General features: G+C 60.7%; 15 protein-coding genes and 3 pseudogenes. All 18 read right to left on the bottom strand.

Going from position 1 to position 21,053, the window contains the following annotated elements; genetic code table 11:
* Positions 1-4 precede the first annotated feature (4 nt).
* Positions 5-1,363, bottom strand: a complete 1,359-nt coding sequence (gene fliI / locus GKC70_RS08400) for a flagellar protein export ATPase FliI (RefSeq protein WP_342651052.1) — start codon at positions 1,361-1,363, stop codon at positions 5-7.
* Positions 1,353-2,116 (bottom strand): annotated as a pseudogene (fliH, locus tag GKC70_RS08395) (flagellar assembly protein FliH). Before fliH ends, fliI begins: the two are co-directional and overlap by 11 nt.
* Before the next feature lie 78 nt (positions 2,117-2,194).
* Positions 2,195-3,213 (bottom strand): annotated as a pseudogene (gene fliG / locus GKC70_RS08390) (flagellar motor switch protein FliG).
* Positions 3,206-4,995, bottom strand: a pseudogene (fliF, locus tag GKC70_RS08385) (flagellar basal-body MS-ring/collar protein FliF). Before fliF ends, fliG begins: the two co-directional pseudogenes overlap by 8 nt.
* A gap of 14 nt (positions 4,996-5,009) precedes the next feature.
* Positions 5,010-5,342 carry a flagellar hook-basal body complex protein FliE gene (gene fliE / locus GKC70_RS08380; RefSeq protein WP_029612419.1) on the bottom strand — a complete coding sequence of 111 codons (333 nt, stop codon included), beginning with the start codon at positions 5,340-5,342 and terminating at the stop codon, positions 5,010-5,012.
* A gap of 106 nt (positions 5,343-5,448) precedes the next feature.
* Positions 5,449-6,819: a sigma-54 dependent transcriptional regulator gene (locus GKC70_RS08375; RefSeq protein ID WP_342651051.1), complete on the bottom strand. Its 1,371-nt coding sequence runs from the start codon at positions 6,817-6,819 to the stop codon at positions 5,449-5,451.
* A complete protein-coding gene (locus GKC70_RS08370; RefSeq protein ID WP_342651050.1) occupies positions 6,816-8,036 on the bottom strand; it encodes an ATP-binding protein in 1,221 nt (406 codons plus the stop codon). Before GKC70_RS08370 ends, GKC70_RS08375 begins: the two co-directional genes overlap by 4 nt.
* A gap of 208 nt (positions 8,037-8,244) precedes the next feature.
* Positions 8,245-9,720, bottom strand: a complete 1,476-nt coding sequence (fleQ, locus tag GKC70_RS08365) for a transcriptional regulator FleQ (protein ID WP_342651049.1) — start codon at positions 9,718-9,720, stop codon at positions 8,245-8,247.
* Positions 9,721-9,887: 167 nt separating this feature from the next.
* On the bottom strand, positions 9,888-10,184 hold the full coding sequence (locus GKC70_RS08360; RefSeq protein ID WP_029612421.1) for a flagellar protein FliT: 297 nt from the start codon (positions 10,182-10,184) through the stop codon (positions 9,888-9,890).
* Between the two features lie 15 nt (positions 10,185-10,199).
* Positions 10,200-10,595, bottom strand: coding sequence for a flagellar export chaperone FliS (fliS, locus tag GKC70_RS08355; RefSeq protein ID WP_342651048.1), 396 nt, complete (start codon positions 10,593-10,595; stop codon positions 10,200-10,202).
* Between the two features lie 134 nt (positions 10,596-10,729).
* Complete coding sequence (fliD, locus tag GKC70_RS08350) at positions 10,730-12,145, bottom strand: flagellar filament capping protein FliD (RefSeq protein WP_342651047.1); 1,416 nt, start codon at positions 12,143-12,145, stop codon at positions 10,730-10,732.
* Between the two features lie 79 nt (positions 12,146-12,224).
* A complete protein-coding gene (locus GKC70_RS08345; protein WP_342651046.1) occupies positions 12,225-12,581 on the bottom strand; it encodes a flagellar protein FlaG in 357 nt (118 codons plus the stop codon).
* Between the two features lie 71 nt (positions 12,582-12,652).
* Positions 12,653-13,501 carry a flagellin domain-containing protein gene (locus tag GKC70_RS08340; RefSeq protein WP_342651045.1) on the bottom strand — a complete coding sequence of 283 codons (849 nt, stop codon included), beginning with the start codon at positions 13,499-13,501 and terminating at the stop codon, positions 12,653-12,655.
* 194 nt (positions 13,502-13,695) lie between these two features.
* The gene (locus GKC70_RS08335) at positions 13,696-14,688 is read right to left on the bottom strand and encodes a ketoacyl-ACP synthase III (RefSeq protein WP_342651044.1); all 993 of its coding nucleotides are present in this window, start codon (positions 14,686-14,688) and stop codon (positions 13,696-13,698) included.
* 292 nt (positions 14,689-14,980) lie between these two features.
* Entirely contained in the window at positions 14,981-15,154 is a 174-nt protein-coding gene (locus tag GKC70_RS08330) for a hypothetical protein (protein ID WP_342651043.1), read from the bottom strand.
* Positions 15,151-18,489 carry a glycosyltransferase gene (locus GKC70_RS08325; RefSeq protein WP_342651042.1) on the bottom strand — a complete coding sequence of 1,113 codons (3,339 nt, stop codon included), beginning with the start codon at positions 18,487-18,489 and terminating at the stop codon, positions 15,151-15,153. The genes GKC70_RS08330 and GKC70_RS08325 overlap by 4 nt, the downstream gene beginning before the upstream one ends.
* A gap of 85 nt (positions 18,490-18,574) precedes the next feature.
* On the bottom strand, positions 18,575-19,879 hold the full coding sequence (locus GKC70_RS08320) for a polysaccharide pyruvyl transferase family protein (protein ID WP_342651041.1): 1,305 nt from the start codon (positions 19,877-19,879) through the stop codon (positions 18,575-18,577).
* An 85-nt stretch (positions 19,880-19,964) separates the two neighbouring features.
* Positions 19,965-21,053: an NAD-dependent epimerase/dehydratase family protein gene (locus GKC70_RS08315; protein ID WP_342651040.1), complete on the bottom strand. Its 1,089-nt coding sequence runs from the start codon at positions 21,051-21,053 to the stop codon at positions 19,965-19,967.

Here is a 21,053-nt window from a genome sequence, read left to right as displayed (position 1 = left end):
CCGATCAGCTACCCGAAGGCGGTGCGAAGATGCTGCCCAGCTGTTCACGGCTTTCGGCCATGCCGGTACTCTCGTCGAGCCCCTGGCGCAGAAAGCCCACCAGCTTGGACTGCAAGGCGATGGCAAGGTCGGTCTCCGGATCGCCGCCAGCCACATAGGCACCGACGCTGATCAGGTCGCGACTCTGCGACAGGCGCGACCACAGTTGCTTGAACTTCTGCGCCTGGCGCAGATGATCGGGGTCCACCACCTGCGGCATCACCCGGCTGATCGAGGCTTCGATATCGATGGCCGGGTAATGACCTTCCTCGGCCAAGCGGCGCGACAACACGAAGTGACCATCCAGCACACCGCGCGCCGAGTCGGCGATGGGGTCCTGCTGGTCATCGCCCTCGGACAGCACGGTGTAGAACGCGGTAATCGAGCCGCCACCGGCCTCGCCATTGCCCGCCCGCTCCACCAGCTTGGGCAGTTTGGCGAACACCGACGGCGGATAACCCCGAGTGGCGGGTGGTTCGCCGATGGCCAGGGCGATTTCGCGCTGGGCCTGGGCGAATCGAGTCAGCGAGTCCATCAGCAGCAGGACGTTCTTGCCCTTGTCGCGAAAATATTCGGCGATGCGGGTGCAGTACATGGCCGCGCGCAGCCGCATCAGCGGCGCATCGTCAGCGGGCGACGCCACCACCACGGAGCGCTTGAGCCCTTCCTCGCCGAGGATGTGCTCGATGAATTCCTTGACCTCGCGCCCGCGCTCGCCGATCAGCCCGACCACGATGATGTCGGCCTTGGTGAAGCGGGTCATCATGCCCAGCAGCACCGACTTGCCCACGCCGGTACCGGCGAACAGCCCGAGGCGCTGGCCGCGCCCGACGGTCAGCAGGCCGTTGATGCTGCGGATACCGACATCCAGCGGCTGGCTGATGGGATCGCGATTGAGCGGGTTGATCACCGGCCCGTCCAGCGGCACCCAGTCCTCGGCCTTCATCCCGCCCTTGCCGTCGAGGGCGCGACCGGCACCATCGAGCACCCGCCCGAGCATGCTCATGCCCATCGGCAGGCGGCCGCTGTCATCCAGCGGCACCACCCGCGCGCCCGGCGCGATACCGGCGATGCTGCCAACTGGCATGAGGAACACCTTGCTGCCGGCGAAGCCCATCACCTCGGCCTCGACTTCGACCGGGTGGTAGCTGTCGTCGTTGATCACCTTGCAGCGACTGCCCACCGCCCCGCGCAGCCCCTCGGCTTCGAGGGTCAGGCCGACCATGCGCAGCAGGCGGCCTTCGACCACTGGCTGCTCGGGCAGCTTCACCGCGTCGGCATAACCGCCCAGGCGTCGGCCGAAGCTGGTGCGTTCAAGGCGCATCAGGCACATCCAGCTCGACGGACACATCGGGCGACGCGGGATGCAAGGTCTGCTCATGGCTTTGCTCGAACAGTTGCGCCACAGCTTTTTCCATGCGCGTCTCCATGCTCGCATCGATGCGGCTATGGGCCGTCTCGATACGGCAGCCGCCGGGCAGCAGCGACTCGTCTTCGAGCAGCTTCCAACGCTCCTCGTGACGCTCGCGCAAGGTCTTGACCTGCTCGAAGTCCTGCGGGTTGAGGTGGATGCGAATGTTCTCGGCGCCCATCGGCAGCAGCTTGAGCGCCTGGCGCAGTACCTGGGCGATCTGCGTGGAATCGCTGCGCAGTTCGCGGCCGATCACCTCGCGGGCGACATGGGCCACCAGGTGCACCAGGGATTTTTCGATCTGCGCGTCCTGCTCGGCGATCGGCTCGAGCAGATGGGTCATCAATTGCTCCAGGCTTTGCAGCTTGGCCTCGAGGGCCTGCTCGGCTTCCTGGCGGACCTTGATCTGGGTGCTGTGAAAGCCCTCGCGCTCGCCCGTGGCGAAGCCTTCGTTGTAGGCCTCCTGACGAATCGCCTCGAGCTCTTCGAGGGTCAGCGGCTGGACTTCCTCCAGCGGTACTTCTTCGATTTCCTCGACCAGTTGCGGTTCGGGCTCCGGCTCGGGTTCCGGCGCGGGGCAGGGTCGAAACTGGGCAGCGCCCACACATCGACGCCCTCGAGGTCGCGGGCGCGGATCAGGTCGCTGGGGTGTTCTTTGGTGGTCATGTTCTCACGCACTCAAAACCGTGTTCGACCGACGCCGCACCGTGCAGGCGCGGCGGTTCGCCAGCCAGGCAAGCGGCCTTAGATCATTTCCTCGGCGCCTTTGCCGCCGAGCACGATCTCGCCGGCCTCGGCCATGCGCCGGGCGATGGTGAGGATTTCCTTCTGCGCGGTTTCCACGTCGCTGACCCGCACCGGCCCTTTGGCCTCGAGGTCGTCGCGCAGCAGCTCCGAGGCCCGTTTGGACATGTTCTTGAAGACCTTGTCCTTGACCTTCTCGTCGGCGCCTTTGAGCGAGACCACCAGCACGTCGGACGACACTTCGCGCAGCAGGGCCTGGATGCCGCGGTCGTCCACGTCGGCCAGGTTGTTGAAGACGAACATCAGGTCTTCGATCTGCTCGGACAGGTCGCTGTCGATGTCGCGGATCGCGTCCATCAACTGGCCTTCGACCGAACTGTCGAGGAAGTTCATGATGTCGGCGGCGCGCTTGATGCCGCCCAAGGTGGTGCGCGCGGCATTGGAGTTGCCGGAGAACTGCTTTTCCAGGATCTGGTTCAGCTCTTTGAGCGCCGCCGGTTGCACGGTGTTGAGCGACGACACGCGCAGAACGATGTCCAGGCGCACCTTGTGGTCGAAGTTGCTCAGCACCTCACCGGCCTGGTCAGGGTCGAGGTAGGCGACCACGATGGCCTGAATCTGTGGGTGCTCGAAGCGGATCACATCGGCCACGGCGCGCGGTTCCATCCACTTGAGGCTGTCCAGGCCGCTGGTGTTGCCCCCGAGCAGGATGCGGTCGATCAGGCCGTTGGCCTTGTCTTCGCCCAGGGCCTGGTTGAGCATCTTGCGAATGTAGCCGTCGGAGCCGACGCCCAGGCTGGTCTGGTCGCCGACGATCTCGACGAACTCGCTCATCACCTGCTCGACCTGCTCGCGATGGACGTTGCCCATCTGCGCCATGGCCACACCGACCCGTTGCACTTCTTTGGGCCCATGTGACGCAGGACTTGGGCGGCGTCGGTCTCGCCCAGCGACAGCAGCAGGATGGCCGCTTTGTCGACGCGGCTCAGCTTGGCGGTAATGGCTCGGTTGTCACTCATCGGCGTTGATCCACTCTTTGACGACCTGGGCCACACGACCCGGGTCTTCGGCCACCAGGCCCTTGATTGCGTTCAGTTGCGCCTCATAGCCTTCGCTTGGGCTCGGCAGCAGGATGCTGCTCGGTCCGCCCAGGCTGACGCGGTCGTCGCCGACCTCGCCGTCCATACCGATCATGCCCATGCCGCCCATACCGCCGAGTTGCATGTCGGGGTCGCCGGCCACGTTCTTGCCGCCACCGGTGATGCTGGTGAGCACCGGGCGCAGTACCCCGAACACCAGCACCAGGATGAACACCACGCCCAGCACCTGCTTGACGATGTCCCAGAACCAGGGCTGCGAGTAGAACGGGATATCGGCCAGCACTTCGCCGCGGTCGGCGGAGAACGGCACGTTCATCACCGTCACGCTGTCACCGCGGCTGGCATCGAAGCCCACTGCGTCCTGCACCAGGCGGGTGAAGCGCGCCAGGTCTTCGGCCCCCATGGCGCGCGGGTACTCTCGCCATTGGCGCCGACCTTGACTTGATCGTCCACCACCACCGCCACCGACAGACGGGTCAAACGCCCCTGCTGTTGACGGGTATGGCTGATGGAGCGGTCCAGCTCGAAGTTCTTGGTGCTCTGCTGACGCTTGTCGGCCGGGTACGGTGCCAGCATCGGCTGGCCGGTGGCCGGATCCATGATCTGCTGGCCGTTGGCATCGACCAGCGGCTGGCCGGGCGCGATGGCACCGGCTGGGGCTGCACCGGCCCTGGCGTTCTCAGGCGCCGCAGCGCCGGCCGGCGGCTGGTTGCTCAGCGCACCCGGCACGCCCTGCGGACCCTGGCCGCTGGCGCGCTGCTCGTTCACCGACTGCTCGCTGCGCAACGCCGGCTGGTCGGGATTGAACTGCTCGGAGGTGGACTCGACGGCGTTGAAGTCGACGTCGGCCGACACCTCAGCCTTGTAGCGGTCGTTGCCCAGCACTGGCTGCAGGATGTTGTGCACACGCTGGGTGAGCAGGCCTTCCATGCGCCGGGTGTAGTCGAACTGCTTGCCGGCCATGGTCAACGCGGTGTCCTGCAACTGGTCGGAGAGCAGGTTGCCCTTCTGGTCGACCACGGTGACCTGAGACTTGTCCAGTTCCGGCACGCTGGTGGCGACCAGATTGACGATCGCCATCACCTGACCGGCCTCAAGGCTGCGCCCAGGGTACATTTCCACCAGCACCGAGGCGCTGGGCTTGCGCTCGTCGCGCACGAACACCGAGCTCTTCGGGATCGCCAGGTGCACGCGGGCGGCTTTGATGTTGTTGAGGCTGGAGATGGTGCGCGCCAGTTCGCCTTCCAGGCCACGGCGATAACGGGCCGCCTCCATGAACTGGCTGGTGCCCAGCCCTTGTTCCTTGTCGAGAATCTCGAAGCCCAGATTGCCGTCGCTCGGTGCAACGCCGGCAGCCGCCAGCTTCATGCGCGCCCGGGACAGATCGTCGGACTTGACCAGCAACGCCCCGGAGTTGGGCTCGACGGTATAGGGGATGTCGGCAGCGGCCAGGGTTTCCATGACCTGCTTGGTGTCCATGCCGGCCAGGCTGCCATACAGCGGACGGTAGTCGGGCTGCTGCGACCACAGCACCACGGCAAAGCCGATGGCCACGCTGGCAGCCAGACCGACCAGCAGGCCGATCTGACGCAGCATGGGCATACGCGAAATGTTTTCCAGAAACGCCATGCCGAACAGCGGCGGCTTGGCCGCGGGCGGGCCGCTCTTGGCGGGGACGTTATCGACGACTGCTTCGGCCATGACTCAACGCGCCCTCAAACCGGCATCTGCATGATGTCCTGGTACGCCTGCACCAGCTTGTTACGTACCTGGGTCAGCGCCTGGAAAGAGACACTGGCCTTCTGCGAGGCGATCATCACATCGGTGAGGTCGACACCGCTCTTGCCGATCTCGAAGGCGTTGGCCAGCTGGTTGGACGCCTGCTGGGTATCGCTGACTTTGTTGATGGCCTGGCCGAGCATGTCGGCGAAGCTGCTCTGGCCTGGCGCGAGCTCGGGCGCAGCCGCGACCTTGGGCAGCGACATGGCATCGGCCTGCATCGCGCGCATGTCCAGCATCAGACGATTGAATTCAACACCTTGGCTCATGAACTTCTCTCTCCGGCGGCCGCATTTTTTTGACACTGATGCAGCGGGTAAGACGGTTAAAGCAACAAAGGTGCCAGCCTTGGCGGAGTGTCCCTTTACCCAGCATTCAACCGTACAGGCCACCTTCCACATCCAGGCCGGCATCGCGCATCTGCGCCAGCTTGTAGCGCAAGGTGCGGGGGCTGATACCCAGCTTCTCGGCGGCCTCCTTGCGACGACCACGCTCGGCGCGCAGGGTGTCGATGATCATCTGAAATTCGTGACGGCGCAGGTCATCGCCCAGGCCACTGGACTCGGCACTGGATTCGGCGCATGATGGCTCAATAGTGGCATCCCTGACTGGCGACAAGGGAATGGCACCCGCCAGACAGAAATCCGCCGCCTCGACCACCCCGCCCTGCTGCAGGATCAAGGCGCGCTGTAGCGCATTGTCCAGCTCGCGCACGTTCCCCGGCCAGGCGTATGCCTGAAGACAGTGGCGCGCGTCAGCGGACAGGCGCACCGGGGCGTGTTTCATCTTCAGCACATGCTTGGCCAGCAGGCGCTCAGCCAGCGGCAGGATGTCGGCGCGGCGCTCGCGCAGCGGCTGCCAGGCCAGGGGAAACACCGAAAGCCGGTAATAGAGGTCTTCGCGGAACCGTCCGGCGGCCACCTCGCCTGCCAGGTCGCGGTTGGTGGTGGCCAGCACACGAATGTCCAAGGCGATCGGCTTGCGTCCACCGACCCGCTCCACTTCCCGCTCCTGCAGCACCCGCAGCAGTTTGGCTTGCAGGCCCAACGGCATTTCGGAAATCTCGTCGAGCAGCAGCGTACCGCCCTCGGCCTGCTCGAACTTGCCGGCCTGGGCCGCGATGGCGCCGGTGAAGGCGCCTTTCTCGTGCCCGAACAGCGTGGCTTCGAGCATGTTGTCGGGGATCGCCGCACAATTGATGGCCACGAACGGCTGCGCGGCCCGCGACGATTGTTGGTGGATGTAGCGCGCCAGCACCTCCTTGCCGGTGCCGGACTCGCCGGAAATCAATACCGTCGAGTCACTGCGCGCCACCCGAGCCGCCAGCTCGAGCAGTTGCCGACTCGCCGCTTCGCAGGCCACCGGCCCTTCCTCTGCCGCCTCCAGATGGCCGGCGGCATGCCGCTCGACCAGGCTCAGCAGGGCCTTGGGCTCGAACGGTTTGACCAGGTAGTCGACCGCGCCCTGACGCATCGCATCGACCGCACGCTCGACCGCCGCGTGGGCCGTCATCAGCAAGACCGGCAACTGCGGCTGCTGGCGCCGGAGCTGGGCCAGCAACTGGTGACCATCCATCCCCGGCATGTTCACGTCGCTGATCACCAGGCCGAAAGCCTCTTCGCTCACCGCCGCCAGCGCCTCTTCGGCACTGCCCACCGCGCGATGGGCGAATCCACCGATCAACAACGTGTCGCTCAAGGCCTGGCGCAGGGCCCGGTCATCCTCGACCAGCAATACCTTGGTCATGCCAGTACCTGCGCGGCAGGGGCGGCAATCAGCGGCAGCACGACATGCACGCACGTGCCGCGACCTACTTTAGAACGCAGCGCCAGACTGCCCTGATGCGCCTTGACCACGGCCTTGACCACAGCCAGGCCCAATCCGGTGCCGGTGGACTTGGTGGTGACAAAAGGCTCACCCAGGCGCTGTAACACCTGCGGCTCGATGCCACTGCCGGCATCGCTGACACTCAGGTGCAGGTTCTGTTCACGGCGGAACAGATGCACTTTGAGCCGGGCCGGTGCGGTGCTGGCCTGCACGGCGTTTTCCAGGAGATTGAGCAGCGCGCCGACCAGCGTGTCGCGATTGCACAGCAACTCGCCCAGGTGGGTATCGCACTGCCAGCGCACCGCATGCCCCTGAACGTGGGGCTGGGCAACGTGCTGCAGGGCCTGGAACAGCGCCTTGGGTGTGATGCGATCGTTCAGCGGCAGTTCGCCGCGCGCGAAGACCAGCATGTCGCGTACCTGGTGCTCCAGTTCGTGCAGGCGCTCCTTGAGGTTGCCGGCAAAACGCTGGCGCGTGTCCAACGCCAGGGCGCCCTGGTCGTCCGCCAGGTGGCTGGCATAGAGCATGGCCGCCGACAGCGGCGTGCGGATCTGATGGGCCAGCGAAGCAACCATGCGCCCCAGCGATGACAGACGCTGGTGGCGCGCCAACTGCTCTTGCAGCCGACGGGTTTCGCTCAGGTCGTTGATCAGCACCAATTGCCCAGGCTCGGCATCCAGCGAACGCGTCGCGATGGACAGGCGGCGGCCGTCGCGCAGCGACACTTCATGGCCATCGTCTTCGCGAGGGGCGAAGCTGCGCGCAATCACCTGGCGCCACAGCTCGCCGACCAGCGGCTCACTGAGCAAGTCGCAGGCGGCCGGGTTGGCCTCGCGCACCTGGCCATGACCATCAATCACGATCACACCACCGGGCAGCAGGTCGAGCAGGTGCTGCAGACGGTTGGCCAGACGCTCCTTTTCATCCAGTTCCGCCATGCGCTGGGCACTGACCACTGCCAGCTCACCCTTGAGTTCGGTGACCCGCGCCTCGAGCAAGGTGTAGGACTCGCTGAGCTGAGTGGAAACCTGATCGAACAGGGCGACGGCGTGGTCGAGTCCGGGTCGGCTGTCCTGCTCGACCGGAACTCGCCCTGACGCATCATGGAGTCGGGAAATAGGGGCGGCCTGGGGCATCGTGCTCTCTCGCATGGCTGACCGTCATAAAAACGGTGCTTCGCCTGCGGTGTAGCAATAGCCGTGCCGGGGATGGGGTTTGCTTGCGATCGTGGGACCGCTTCGCGACCCGATCACGACACAAGGCCGCTGCCAGAAAATCTAAGCGGCCTTGTGTCGCGATGGACTGCAAGGCAGCCCCAAAGGAGTTGCATCCGGGACCGGGAACTCAGTCTTCGGCCTGTTCCTCTCCGCCCTGACGGCTCATGCCGTACTTGCGCATCTTCTCCACCAGCGTGGTGCGGCGGATGCGCAGGCGTTCGGCGGCACGGGCGACGATGCCGTTGGCATCATCCAGCGCCTGCTGGATCAGTCCTTGCTCAAGGCTGCCCAGGTAGTCCTTCAAGTCCAGACCCTCAGGCGGCAGCATGGCGTGATTGGAGAAGTTCGGCGTGTTGCCGTTGATCGCCACCCGCTCTTCCAGGTCGCTGCGCAGGCTGTCCACCAACTGCTCATCTTCGTCATCGACGTAGCGGAATTTCTTCGGCAACTCGGCGACGCCGATCACCCCGTAAGGGTGCATGATCGCCATGCGCTCGACCAGGTTGGCCAGTTCGCGCACGTTACCCGGCCAGCCATGGCGGCACAGCGACATGATCGAGGCCGAGTTGAAGCGGATCGAGCCGCGCTTCTCGTGCTCCATGCGCGAAATCAGCTCGTTCATCAGCAGCGGAATGTCCTCGACCCGCTCGCGCAGCGGCGCCATCTCGATGGGGAAAACATTGAGGCGGTAATACAAGTCTTCGCGGAAGGTGCCTTCCTCGATCATGTTCTCGAGGTTCTTGTGAGTCGCGGCGATGATACGCACGTCGATGCTCTGGGTCTTATTGCTGCCAACCCGCTCGAAGGTCCGCTCCTGCAGCACCCGCAGCAGCTTGACCTGCATGGGCAGCGGCATGTCGCCAATCTCGTCGAGGAACAGCGTACCGCCATTGGCCAACTCGAAGCGCCCAGCTCGACTGGTGATGGCGCCGGTAAAGGCGCCTTTCTCATGACCGAACAGCTCGCTCTCCAGCAACTCGGCCGGGATCGCCCCGCAGTTGACCGGCACGAACGGCGCTTCGCGGCGCTTTGAGTGGTAATGCAGGTTACGGGCGACCACTTCCTTGCCGGTGCCGGACTCGCCGAGGATCAGCACACTGGCGTCGGTGTCAGCCACCTGCTGCATCATCTGGCGCACATGCTGAATGGCCCGGCTGGTACCGACAAGGCTGCGGAACAGGTTGGGTTCGCGCTGACGACCACGCTCACGCGCCTGGTCATACATCTCGCGATAGACCTGGGCACGGTGCAGCGAATCGAGCAACTGACTGTAGCTTGGCGGCATTTCCAGATTGGAAAGCACGCGTCGGCGCAGGTCTTCAGGAAACTCAGCAGAAGAAATTTCGCCCAAAAGCAATACTGGAAGGAACTCATCCCACGCAGTGACGGTCTTAAGCAAGCCCAGCACCCCGGCCGGCCCGCTTACCGCGCCAATGAGCACGCAGAGAACTTCCCTGCTCGAAGACAATGCCTCCACCGTCTGCTGCCAGTCCAGGCTGGAGCAGGAGAGGTTGTCTTCGCCGAGAAAATTCAGGACCACCGCCAGATCGCGGCGGCGTTCGCTGTCGTCATCGATCAGAAGGATCTTGGTTTCACGCCACATTCAATACCAACTTCCCTAGTCATCTCGGCGCCCGCAGGCGTTATCGACTTCATTCAGACATCCGTCGTGAGGATCAGACGTCTGAAACTCGAAAACAGCCACTAGTTAAGTCAAAAAACAGCACACAGTCAAATTAATGGCGCGCAGCTTCTTGCATTGCCCAGCGATCAGCTGAACAGATGGTATACCTTTGTCGCGTTTTTTGCCTGGCGGATCTGCGACATCTCATCGACGAGGGATTGACGTTCACCACTTGCAACCTCAATCAATTGCCGGTAAACCCCCAGCAATTCATCCAGGCTGTTCCTGACCTGAGCATCGTGTTCGTGGGCCTCGGCCAGGATCTCATCGACGCACACGCGGCATTCCAGGTCGAGCTCCCCCACCGCTTCCCAGTCGCGTTCAGCGAACGCAGCCAGCAAGGCATCGCGAGTTTGTTCGATACGTGCAATCACTTCGCTCATGTGCGTCTCCTGGTATTACTCGGCAGCGGCTTGATCGCCAATGGCGTCCCAGCCTTCCTTGACGGTGATCAGCAGCCGCGCCACTTCGTCGATGATCGCCGGATCGCTGTTCACGTTGGCTTCAATCAGACGGCGGCTCATGTATTGGTAGAGGTTATCCAAGTCGGTCAGGCTGTTGGCATGATTTTCCAGATCCAGACCCTCGCGCAGGCCGCCGATGATGTCGATGGCCTTGCCGATCAAGACGCCCTTCTGGGCCACGTCCTTGCGCGCCATTGCGCCCTTGGCTTGCGCCAGACGGTCGAGACCGCCCTGCATCAGCATCTGCACCAAACGGTGCGGACTGGCTTCGGAGGTCTGTGCAACACCGTTGACTTTCTGGTATTGCCGAAGGGCCAACATCGGGTTCATGGATCTACCTCGTTGCAGCGAAAAAGATGACGGATACCTGCTGTATCGCCGCGATGTGAAAAAACTTTAGCGGCAATGCAAAAGGCCTGGCGCGTCAATATGACGCGGCCAGGCCTTTGCCACAACCGCCAGGATCAGCTGTTCTTCTGCTGGGCGTTGAGCGCTTCGAAGATCGAGTTGATCTGACTGGCCTGAGCCTTCATCTTGCCTAGAGCGGTATCGAAGGCAACGTACTTGCGCGTCAGGGACTCGGTGAGCGAATCGGTACGACGATCAAGAGCGGCCTGCTGGTTGCTGAGGTTCTTGGCGACTTTATCCAGGTTCGCCTTGCGTGAGGCCAGACTGCCGTCGATGCTGTTATAGGGATCAATAGCCTTATTCATCCTCTCGAATACACCACCGTCGCCGGTGAAGAGGTTTTGCACCTGACCACCCAGCATCTTTTTGTCCATAGCAGTCGTAAACTTGGTGCTATTGAACTCCAGTGTCCCATCCTTCATGGTATTGATCCCCAGCTGACTAAGACTGGACAACGACCCACTGGCGCCTGCCTGACTGAGCACGCCACGCATGTCTCCGAGCAGCGAACGCGTGGTAGGGTCGTTGGTAAGTTGGCCGAGCACCATAGTGCCACTGGCGTCCTTGGTCACGGTGGTCAGCGACGTAACAGCCTTTTGCAGGGTGTTGTAGGCATCGACGAAGCTCTGGATATTCTTCTTGAGGCCGTCGTTGTCCTGCGCAATGGTCAAACGGGTGGAGGCAGACGAACCATCGCCCGACTTGGCGCTAACGCCGGTGAGCTCCAGGCTCATGCCACTGATCGCTTTGTCCACGGTGTTCGACGCGCTGGTGATCTTCAACCCGTCGACGGATAGCTCAGCGTCCTGCGCCAGAGCGGTAATGAAGCCACCTCCGCTGCCGGACATCTGCACCGTGCCGTCAATGGTCAATTCGGGAATACCACCGACGGAAATATCACTACCGGCCCCGGTATTGGTGGAGGCGAACACGAGACGCGAGCCACCGGCTTCGTTGATGATGTTCGCGGAAATGCCGTTTTCGGACATCTCCTTGTTGATCTTATCGCGCACGCTCTGCAAGGAAGCACCGCTATCGATCTTGAGCTTGTAGCTTTTGCCTCCCTGGCTAATGGTCATCTCACCTGCACTGATGGCACTGCTGGCGCCACCGGCGAACTGCTGACTGGCCACCTTCGAACTGGTCGCGAGCTTATTAACGATGATGTCGTAATTGCCAGGAACAGCGCTGCCATCCGACTTCACCTTGACTACTGACTCGTTGCCAGAGGTGCCCGTGTAGGCGTTGAAAGACGGCGCTTTGGGATCGTTGAGCTTTTTCATGGCGTCCTGGAACGCCGTGAGAGCACTGCGCAGCGAGCCGATGCCCGAAATCATCGCACTGTTGTTGTTGGTCTGTCGCTTGATCTGCGCCTGCTTGGCGGAAGTATCGGACGTTACAAGCGCCTGGACGATCTTGCTGATCTCCAGACCAGAACCTAGACCAGTGGAAGGTACGATCGGACTCGCCATACTGAGGTCCCTCTTGATGATGCATTGCCCCGGGGATACAGGGCAGGCATTGAAATACGGGTTGTTGCGCTAACGCCGGTCACGCCTTGGCGTCAAACAGCACACTCTTGACATCGCTCAGACTGTGAGCGATTCGCAGGGCCTCTTCGGAAGGGATCTGACGAATCAATTCACCGGTTTCGCTGGCGATGACCTTGACCACGATCTTGCCGGATTCTTCATCCGTGGAAAACTGCAAGTTACGTTGGGTCTGCTTCATGAATTCTTCGATTTGCGAGACGGCATGCTTGACGTTGTCGGCGCCGCCGGGCACCTGGGTCTTTTCGTCGTCGCGATCGTCGCGTTGCTGCTTGAGCAACGGCGCCGGCTTGTCGACAGCCTGTTCGGCTGGACGCTGTGCCGGATAAGACAGGTTCATCTTGACGCTCATGTCCATGTCCACCACCTCGTAATGAAGAAGCGGGAAAGCGCCTGGACAGCGCTTCCCCGCCTACTGCCAGCTAGAGATTAGCCCAGCAGTTTCAGGACTGCCGATGGCAGCTGGTTGGCCTGAGCCAGAACCGAAGTCGAAGCTTGCTGCAGGGTCTGCTGCTTGGTCAGCTGAGCAGTTTCGGCAGCGAAGTCGGTGTCTTGTACACGACCACGAGCGGCTTCGGCGTTTTCGTTGATGTTCTGCAGGTTGTTGATGGTGCTGGTCAGACGGTTCTGCGCGGCACCGAGGTCAGCACGGTTGGTGTTGATGGTCTGCAGGGCGTTGTCGATCGCGGTGATGGCAGCGCTGTAGTTGGTGTTGGCCTGGGTGCTGGACGAGCCTTCGATGTTGATGGCCGAGGTGATGCCCAGGGAGTTGGCGTCGAACTTCTGGCTCAGGTTGATGCTGATCTGGTTGATCGAGCCGGTGTTCGAGCCGACCTGGAAGGTCATGGTCGAAGCGGAGCCGTCCAGCAGGTTCTTACCGTTGAGCTGGGTGCTGTCAGCGATACGGGTCAGTTCGGAAGCCAGCGACTGGAACTCTTTGTTCAGTGCAGCGCGGTCGTTGGTGCCGTTGGAGTCGTTTCGCGACTGGACTGCCAGTTCACGCATACGCTGCAGCATGTTGGTCTGCTCTTGCATCGCGCCTTCAGCGGTCTGGGCGATGGAGATACCGTCGTTGGCGTTCTTGATGGCCATGGTCTGACCACGGATCTGCGAGGTCATACGGGTAGCGATCTGCAGGCCAGCGGCGTCGTCTTTGGCGCTGTTGATTTTCAGGCCGGACGACAGGCGGGTCATCGAAGTGCTCAGCGCTTCGGAAGCACGGTTCAGGTTCTTCTGAACGCCCAGAGAGGTGGTGTTGGTGTTAACGGTCAAAGCCATGACGAATTCCTCGTTGGATTGGGTACTGCGGCTTCCGGCCCTGGCAACTGCCGGGTGTGTGGCCTAGAGAACCTTCGTAATGGTTATCGTCGTCCGCGCGGTTTGCTTTAGGGGATTTGCAGATTTTTTTTGCTGGCCCAATGCTACCCCAATGAAATCAAGGGTTTGACGCCAAAAAACCAGCTTTATTTCTGCTAGGCGAAAAAAAACGCTGGTCGCACGAGCGAGCAGCGCTTTAGCGGCGAAGACTGTTCAGTCCATTCGCTCGATGACGGCCGACCCCACGACAGACCGACCCCAAATCCACACAGCACCGCCCGCTTGTGCGCCGAGCCCAGCACGTGTTTTTCCAGCAGCAGGGGAATGCTCGACGATACCGTATTGCCGGTTTCCAGCATGTCCTTGACGAAGCGCGCCTTGTATTCGCCGTCCTCGAAACGCTGTGACACGGCATCGACGATGGCAGCACTGCCTTGGTGAAGACAGAACAGGTCCACCTGCGAAGCTTGCAATTGACTGGCTTCGAGCAGCGCCTGCATGTGCGCGGGCACCTTGGACAGGGCAAAGTTGTAGACCTGACGACCATTCATGAAGAACTTGCCATCGGTGGTGCGCAGATGCTCGGCACCGGCACCGTCGCTGCCGAACAGCGACTTGCCCAGTTGCCAGTGGGCGCCCTCACCCATCCAGGTGACGGTGGCGGCATCACCGAACAGCATGGTGGTATTGCGGTCTTCGGCATCGACGATCTTCGAATAAGGATCGGCGGTGATCAGCAGGCCATTCTTCAGCCCCGCGGCCTCCATGAAGCCCTTCATGGCATACAGGCCGTAGACATAGCCCGAGCATCCTAGCGAGACGTCGAAGGCTGCTACCTGGGTAGACAAACCCAGTTTGTGCTGGACGATTGCCGCTGTATGCGGAAGTCCTTCGGCGTCGCCGTTCTGAGTGACGACGATGACGACATCGACGGTGGCCGGATCCAGCTCTGGATTGGCGGCAAACAGCACCTTGGCGGCCTCGACGCACAGATCGGAGGTTTCCTGGCTGGGGTGCTTGCGCGGCAGGAAGGTCGAGCCAATCTTGCCGAAGATGAAATCCTGGTCTTTACCGAATTTCGCGCCTTGCGCGTAGTTGTCAACGCCCTCGACAGGTACGTAGCTGGCGATGCTTTTTATGCCAATCATGTGGCTTTCCTAAATTCTGAACAGCAAGGTGTACTGAGACGCATGTCTATAGATCCAGCAAGGCAGAGATTGGCTTGCGATGTACAGGCTGCACCGTCATTTCCGATTAACGCGATCATACAAGTGGAGATGCCCCTCGTGACTCTCAGGTCACGCATTTTGCCGGTTCAGTGCAAAGGATGGCTGAATTGAAACACTATAACAGTGGCGATGCTTGAGCGAACAAAAAGGCGCCGGGGTTCACTCCCGACGCCCCTTTTATTTGATGACAGTCAGGCCGCTTCGGCAAGACTCATCGTGCGACCCAGGCCTCGCGCCAGACGATAAGCGCATGCTCGTCGAGCATCCATTCCTTCTGCACCTGCATTCTGAGCTCATTCCCTTGCGCGGCGCTGGCCACTGGATCGCTGATATGCGAGCCAATAGCGTCTAGCCACCCCGCTGGGGTGTTGGCCGTACGCGTCACTGACAGCGTTCCTTCATGCGCGCGCACGTCGCTGCAAACCACGGGTACTCCCAAAGCCCCGAACTCCAACAGGTGCTGATTCCCTTTGCACTCATTGAGTACCCCCCGGCCAAAGGTACCAATGCCAAATCGATATCCAGACACGCCATTGACTGGGAATAGTGCAGAACGTCACCCATCGCATGAGTTTCACGAACGTATGGACGCCACGCATGTGGACACTCCCCCAATACTACCCACTCTACTTTTCCCGCCAGCGCTTTGAGCACGGTACCTATCACATCCAGCAAGCTCGCATCGCAAACATCGCCAGTCACCCCGATGCGGGGGTACCGACCGACCGCGCGGTTACTCCTCACGTCATTCCAGTACCGTGGCGCCAAGCGACTCGGTATCACCCGAATATCGGTATGCAGGCTGCTTAAGATGTCGGCCAACGCATCGGTGGCGACAATCAACCTGTCCGCGAACGCCAATCCTCGACTCAGCGTTCGCAACATCGCCTCGAATGCCTGGGGATCACTCACCACACTGGGCGCAAACTCCGCATCCAATTCAACAACTTTGAACACACTCGAAAACTTGCTGCTGCGTCGCAACAACTCGATCTGCCTCTCCACTACCGGACGTTGCAGCACGAGCGTGTCGGGCTGGTAGCGCTCGAGTTCGATGACGTTCAGCAGCCGCTCGGTGATGGCTCCGTCTATCTGGCCCGCTGTCACCAAGGCATTGAAAGGCTGCACTATCCGGTACTGACCAGAAGCATCGGCGTCCTGTGCCTGGGCCAGCACAACCGGTAGAGGCTTCCAGTTCAACGGCCGGAAGGTGAGACTGGTCTGCGGCTCCAGGTCGAAACCCGAGCCATGAAGTGAAATGTTCTGGTTACCAAGAGGGCCGCTCGCCAATTCTGGCAACCACCTCTCGTACAACGCATCCAACGATTCGCTGGATATCTGCGCTTCAGGACCATCGCTCGACAGCAGCAGCGCTCGAGGCGTGCAGATGTTCAGATATCCTGCACGGGTCAGGCGCAGGCAGAGATCAATGTCACTCCAATCCTGCAAAGCTGGCGCTTCGTCAAAGCCGCCCATTTCGACGAACAAGTCCTTGCGCAGCAGCAGGCACTTGCTGCTCAGGGCTGCGTAAATCTGGTCCACCTGCAACCTGTGCAGATAACCTGGAGCATCCATAGGTAGACCCTCGAAGGCCTTCGCCACAGAATCGTTCATCCCCAGGAGATAACCAGCCTGCCTGATCGTCTGGTCGGGCGCGACCAGCTTTGCCCCTACCGCGCCAACCTCCGGACGCGCCACATGGTTGACCATCTGATGCAGCCAGTGCGAGTCGAGCACAGCAACCGCTTCATCAAGCCACAGAAGCAATTCCCCTTGCGCATGCTCGGCTGCGATGTTGCGAACCTCAGCCTCGCTCAGGCTCGGGTCGAATCGCAGAACACGCATGGATCCGACCCCCATGTCTTCGATCCCCTGCAGCCAGTTGCCTAGCGGGATATCTTCGATGTCCTGAGCCAGTAGCAGGACTTCGTAATGAGGGTAAGCCGTCTTTTCCAGCAAGCTATCCAAGCAGCGCTGAATCAATGCCGCCTGACCTGCACGCAGGAGAATCAAAATGCTGACGTGCTGCGCCGTGGCGATGCCATAGTCAATGTCATACCGACCTGGCAGCTTCGTCTGCACCAGCGCGCACTCGAATCCTCGGACATGCAAATGGCGCACGATCGCCTTGCGCTCGTCCTCCGAGTCGATCAACGCCTGCACATCGCTGACGAGCAGCGGTTCGTCAACATGGGAAATGCCCGCAAAGCCCTCTGATTCGATCAACCGCAAAATGTAATCCAACCCATACGCCGAGCCAGCCTGCTGAGCGAAACCTCCGAGCGCCAACCAAGTCTGGTGGTTGAACACCCAGTGCCGGGCATTGGCTGCAGGCACGCTGAGTAGTAAGTCGTAGTTCAACTCAGGACGCAGTACGGCACTCATCTCACCGCTCGGCAACCGCACGCACTCATCGCCATAGACGGCACGACAGCCAGGAGCATTCATTACCTCCAGTGCCACGGCCAACAATCCGCTGGCCGTGAACGCGCTGCCTGCATCGACCACCATGAACCAGTCAGGCACTACTTCTTGCAAGGCGCGCCCAATACCTGCCAGCGGACGCTCGGAGTCGAGTTCGAAGAAGCGCAGTTTGGCGTCTGCGGACGTTTGCGGAACATTTCCGCTGGTCAATGCGAGGATGCGTACATACGGATAGAGGTTCGGCTCAACCCCCAGACTGTTGATGGTCTGCAGCAACCGCGTGGAGTTGTTTTCGGGATCGAGGATTACTACCGCAATAGTCGGTGCCTGCCCCGCCTGCAGCCGCGCATCGATCAAGCGTTTCTGTACAGCGGTAGGTACTCGCTCGGCCAGCCAGTCTTGCAGTTGTCTGCCCTGGCTTCTGCCCGCCCGCTCTACAGCGACGCGTTGAGTCAGCTCGATGAAATGATCCAGCGCGGGCCAGAAGTCCACCTGGGCTTTCAACAGCCGCTCACGCAGTAAGTGATTGGTTGATCGCGCTCTTTCGATTTCGGCGGGATCGGTTCCCCACGCAACGCCGTACGCCGTGCTCTCCAGCTTCAGCGGCGCCCACTCGTTGGGGATGACAACGCCCAGACATCCACATAACGCGGCTTCTCCCGCGAGTGCCGATGCCTCTGTGCAATAGAAATACTCGCACTGCTGGAACAAATCCGCCAAAGCCTCCCAGCTTTGCGGCCAACGGGAAGTGACTTCGATGGCACCAGGCGGTAGCAGCGCAGAATCGATAGGCGCCTGGCCATTGCGTCCCTGGTAGTAACACACCTTCCCAGGAATGCGCTTTGCCGGGTCTGAGGGCGGACAAAAGACGGTAAGATCCGGACCCGGCAAATACAACACCCGGTCTTCGCTCATGCCAGGCATGAGCAACGGTTTTGTGTAAGAGAACAGAATATCGTCCTCTGCGTACAACCCTTCCCCATGAAGGAATCCCGGACGATTGAGCAAGTAGCGTACGACCGTCTGGCCATTGAGAGGATTGCCGTCAATGATCTCAGGGTAAACGATGATAGGCGAGAGCCCCTGGAATTGATGTTGTGCGATAAGGTCGGCGTTCAACTTGGGCGTGATCAGATCAGGATTGACCACACTTGCCGTTACGTAAGCCTCTTGGCCCGACTGGTTGAGCGCATCGCAGAGCATGTGCAGAACGCGGATGCCCGCAGAGCTTCGTCGGTAGTCCGGGGCATAAATGTAGTAAGGCTGCGGTCGCTTGGAGAACAGCTCACGATGCATCGCGTGTTCCTCTGAACTGGAAATCAATCTATCCGGGGGATGAAGGCCACTTGCCTAATGCGTGCAGCGGCCAGTCTGGGCGTCGTCAGGACAATGCGTGAAAGGTCAGCAGGTCGTCGAACAGGCAGCCATGCTTCACGTTTTTTTCTGCCAGATGGCTCTCGGCGTACTCACGTCCCGCGTAGGTCGCAATGAAAACGAAGATGCCCGCCTGACGTAGCTCCTCCAGCGCGCTGGAGCGAACCACCGGTACACCGCAAAAGCGTTCGGCTTCAAGAAACTCATCAACCACTACGACCAACTCGCTGCCGGGCCACATCTCGCGCAGTGCTCGGCTCAGACGCACACCATGGGTATTGGCCCCCCAGAAAGCGAAGCGCAGAGACTTGGTTGTGTCGGGAAACAGGCGGCTCAATGCCTGGGCCATGAGATGGTTGTAGTGGCTACGTTCGCGGGCTTCATAGAAACTACTGATTTCTGCCCAAGGTGCCCAGCGGGCTCTGGCCGCTCGGATCTGGCTCGCCGCAGCATCCAGAATCATGAGTTTGGTTTGCTCGATGTCCGGCATCACAGGTTGCCAGTCGATCTCAGCGAAACTGTCCTGAGTGTGGATCTTCACGTATCGATCCAACCAAGCGAAACGGTCGCTGATATTGTGCGCGACCACGATCGTCGGAATGCCCATGGCGATACAGGGAGCGGCGCAGTGCAGCCGACTGGTCACCACGAGCGCGCCCTCGTCGGCATAGCGTTTGCACAAGGCACGGGTCATGGCATCAAAGCGATCGGCCTCTTCCTGATCCGATGGGATTTTCTCAAACGGGTACATGTGAGTCACATGCTCCATCTTGCCCGCGAACTCGGCGGGTAGGTGATCGAGCAACGATTCAGGTACATCCACCAAAAAGATCTTGTCCTGCTGCGGCGCCTTCTCACGTAATGCAAAAGTGATGGTCAAGCAACCGGATACGAATGCACTGATGTTCCGCTCACGAAACATTCGCATGACACGCTCATCGCGGGTGCCAATCGGCTCATGCCGCCTGAAATGGTCAAGATAGTCCGCCTGGTCGACATCGCTGGACAGACCGAAGCTGAAATACACCGGGATGATGTAGGGCGACATCGGTAAGGGACTCTGGGCGTTACCCAGCGTGAAATATCCGCACATCGGCATGAGGACATAACCATGTCGACCGTCATAACCATGAAATTCGTACCGATTCAGTCGCACGATCTGATCGGTGGGTATGCCCATATAGGCGTACAGACGTTCCACCGCATGGGTTTGTATATCATCGCCGATGTTATGCCGGCTGCCAGCCGTCAGGTGGCCGAACGTCATGACATTAGTAATAAGTCCGTACTTCATCGCGGTGGGTGCGAGCATGAAATAACCTCTTTCGATTGCCGGATCTGCGCCTGTGCATAGACCGTGCTTTGAATCCGTAGCCAGACAGCGCGTGGTAGGCGTGCTATTGCGAGGGCATAGTCACCGGGCAGGATTGAATGAAGGAGCGCAGTGTTCGGGCAAAGCCTTCCTGCGGCATCGTCTGCGGTCGCCAACCCAGACGCTCCATCTTCGCAAGGTCGAAATGACCGCCTGATCGGAACAGAGCCTGTCGATTACCCGTCGGCGCCGGATGAATCACCTTGAGTCCTGGGGTCGACGACATTCGGGCTATCAATCGCGCCAGCTCGAGAATGGTGGTTTCTTGGTCAAATCCGACGTTGTAGGCGTTTCCGCCCTCACCTCTGAGCAGCAACAGCAAGAATGCAGCCGTGGCATCACCCACATAGCAGAACGGACGACTCCCGGAGCCATCACTGCTGAGCACGATATCCCGTCCTGCCAATGCATCTGCCACAAAATCGGCGAAAGAACGCCCATCATTCAAATCGATACCCGGCCCATAGGTGTGTGAGATTCTGGCAATCACCGCCGCAACACCATGCTGACGGTGATAGTCAGCGCATAGCGTCTCTGCCATGCGCTTGCTCTCGCCATAGCAGGCAGAGACATCTAGAGGGTCGAGTGCACCGTAGTCCTCTTCGCCGAGAGGCTTTTCACTGTTGCCATGTCCATACACCGCGCCGCTGCTCATGAAAAGTAGCCGAGCCTGATGCTGGCGGGCGAGTTCCAGCAATTGCAGCGTACCGAAGACATTTGAACAGGCAGTTCCTATGGGGTCAGCCAGAAAGTGCTTGGGACTTCCAGCGCCTGCCGCGTGAACGATGTAGTCAAGCTGTGTCAGTTCAGGAAACGGACTGCGCACATCCTGAATGATGGGGCGAAACCACGCCCGTTCGCGCAGATGCGCGAAGCGCTGATTCAACTTGCTCTCGCTTCGAGCGAGTGCATGAATGATCACCGGCTGGTGCGGCCAACGCTCGCTCAGCACGCTGAAGAACTCGATCAGATAAGCAGCCAGGAAACTGGTCGCCCCGGCGATCAGTACATGTTTGCCAGCAAACAGCTCCCACGCTTCGGGGCGCCCCAAGATTTGTTGTATATCTTCAGCAATTACTGGATTGCGAACAGATACCGGAGTGAGCGGCTGCAT

Origin of the sequence: Pseudomonas sp. REB1044 (assembly GCF_038813925.1) — a bacterium.
In the GTDB taxonomy this organism is placed as follows: Bacteria; Pseudomonadota; Gammaproteobacteria; order Pseudomonadales; family Pseudomonadaceae; genus Aquipseudomonas; species Aquipseudomonas boreofloridensis.
Note: the sequence above shows the minus strand (reverse complement) of the source record. Positions and strands in the feature narration are given on the sequence as shown.

What these genes read in the sequence shown, in the direction of transcription:
- GKC70_RS08335 (WP_342651044.1), bottom strand. Translation starts at nt 14,688, where the DNA reads ATGATTGGCATAAAAAGCATCGCCAGCTACGTACCTGTCGAGGGCGTT.
- GKC70_RS08370 (WP_342651050.1), bottom strand. Translation starts at nt 8,036, where the DNA reads ATGCCCCAGGCCGCCCCTATTTCCCGACTCCATGATGCGTCAGGGCGA.
- GKC70_RS08340 (WP_342651045.1), bottom strand. Translation starts at nt 13,501, where the DNA reads ATGGCTTTGACCGTTAACACCAACACCACCTCTCTGGGCGTTCAGAAG.
- fleQ (WP_342651049.1), bottom strand. Translation starts at nt 9,720, where the DNA reads ATGTGGCGTGAAACCAAGATCCTTCTGATCGATGACGACAGCGAACGC.
- GKC70_RS08315 (WP_342651040.1), bottom strand. Translation starts at nt 21,053, where the DNA reads ATGCAGCCGCTCACTCCGGTATCTGTTCGCAATCCAGTAATTGCTGAA.
- fliD (WP_342651047.1), bottom strand. Translation starts at nt 12,145, where the DNA reads ATGGCGAGTCCGATCGTACCTTCCACTGGTCTAGGTTCTGGTCTGGAG.
- GKC70_RS08375 (WP_342651051.1), bottom strand. Translation starts at nt 6,819, where the DNA reads ATGACCAAGGTATTGCTGGTCGAGGATGACCGGGCCCTGCGCCAGGCC.
- GKC70_RS08360 (WP_029612421.1), bottom strand. Translation starts at nt 10,184, where the DNA reads ATGAGCGAAGTGATTGCACGTATCGAACAAACTCGCGATGCCTTGCTG.
- fliE (WP_029612419.1), bottom strand. Translation starts at nt 5,342, where the DNA reads ATGAGCCAAGGTGTTGAATTCAATCGTCTGATGCTGGACATGCGCGCG.
- GKC70_RS08325 (WP_342651042.1), bottom strand. Translation starts at nt 18,489, where the DNA reads ATGCATCGTGAGCTGTTCTCCAAGCGACCGCAGCCTTACTACATTTAT.
- fliI (WP_342651052.1), bottom strand. Translation starts at nt 1,363, where the DNA reads ATGCGCCTTGAACGCACCAGCTTCGGCCGACGCCTGGGCGGTTATGCC.
- fliS (WP_342651048.1), bottom strand. Translation starts at nt 10,595, where the DNA reads ATGAACCCGATGTTGGCCCTTCGGCAATACCAGAAAGTCAACGGTGTT.
- GKC70_RS08320 (WP_342651041.1), bottom strand. Translation starts at nt 19,879, where the DNA reads ATGCTCGCACCCACCGCGATGAAGTACGGACTTATTACTAATGTCATG.
- GKC70_RS08345 (WP_342651046.1), bottom strand. Translation starts at nt 12,581, where the DNA reads ATGGACATGAGCGTCAAGATGAACCTGTCTTATCCGGCACAGCGTCCA.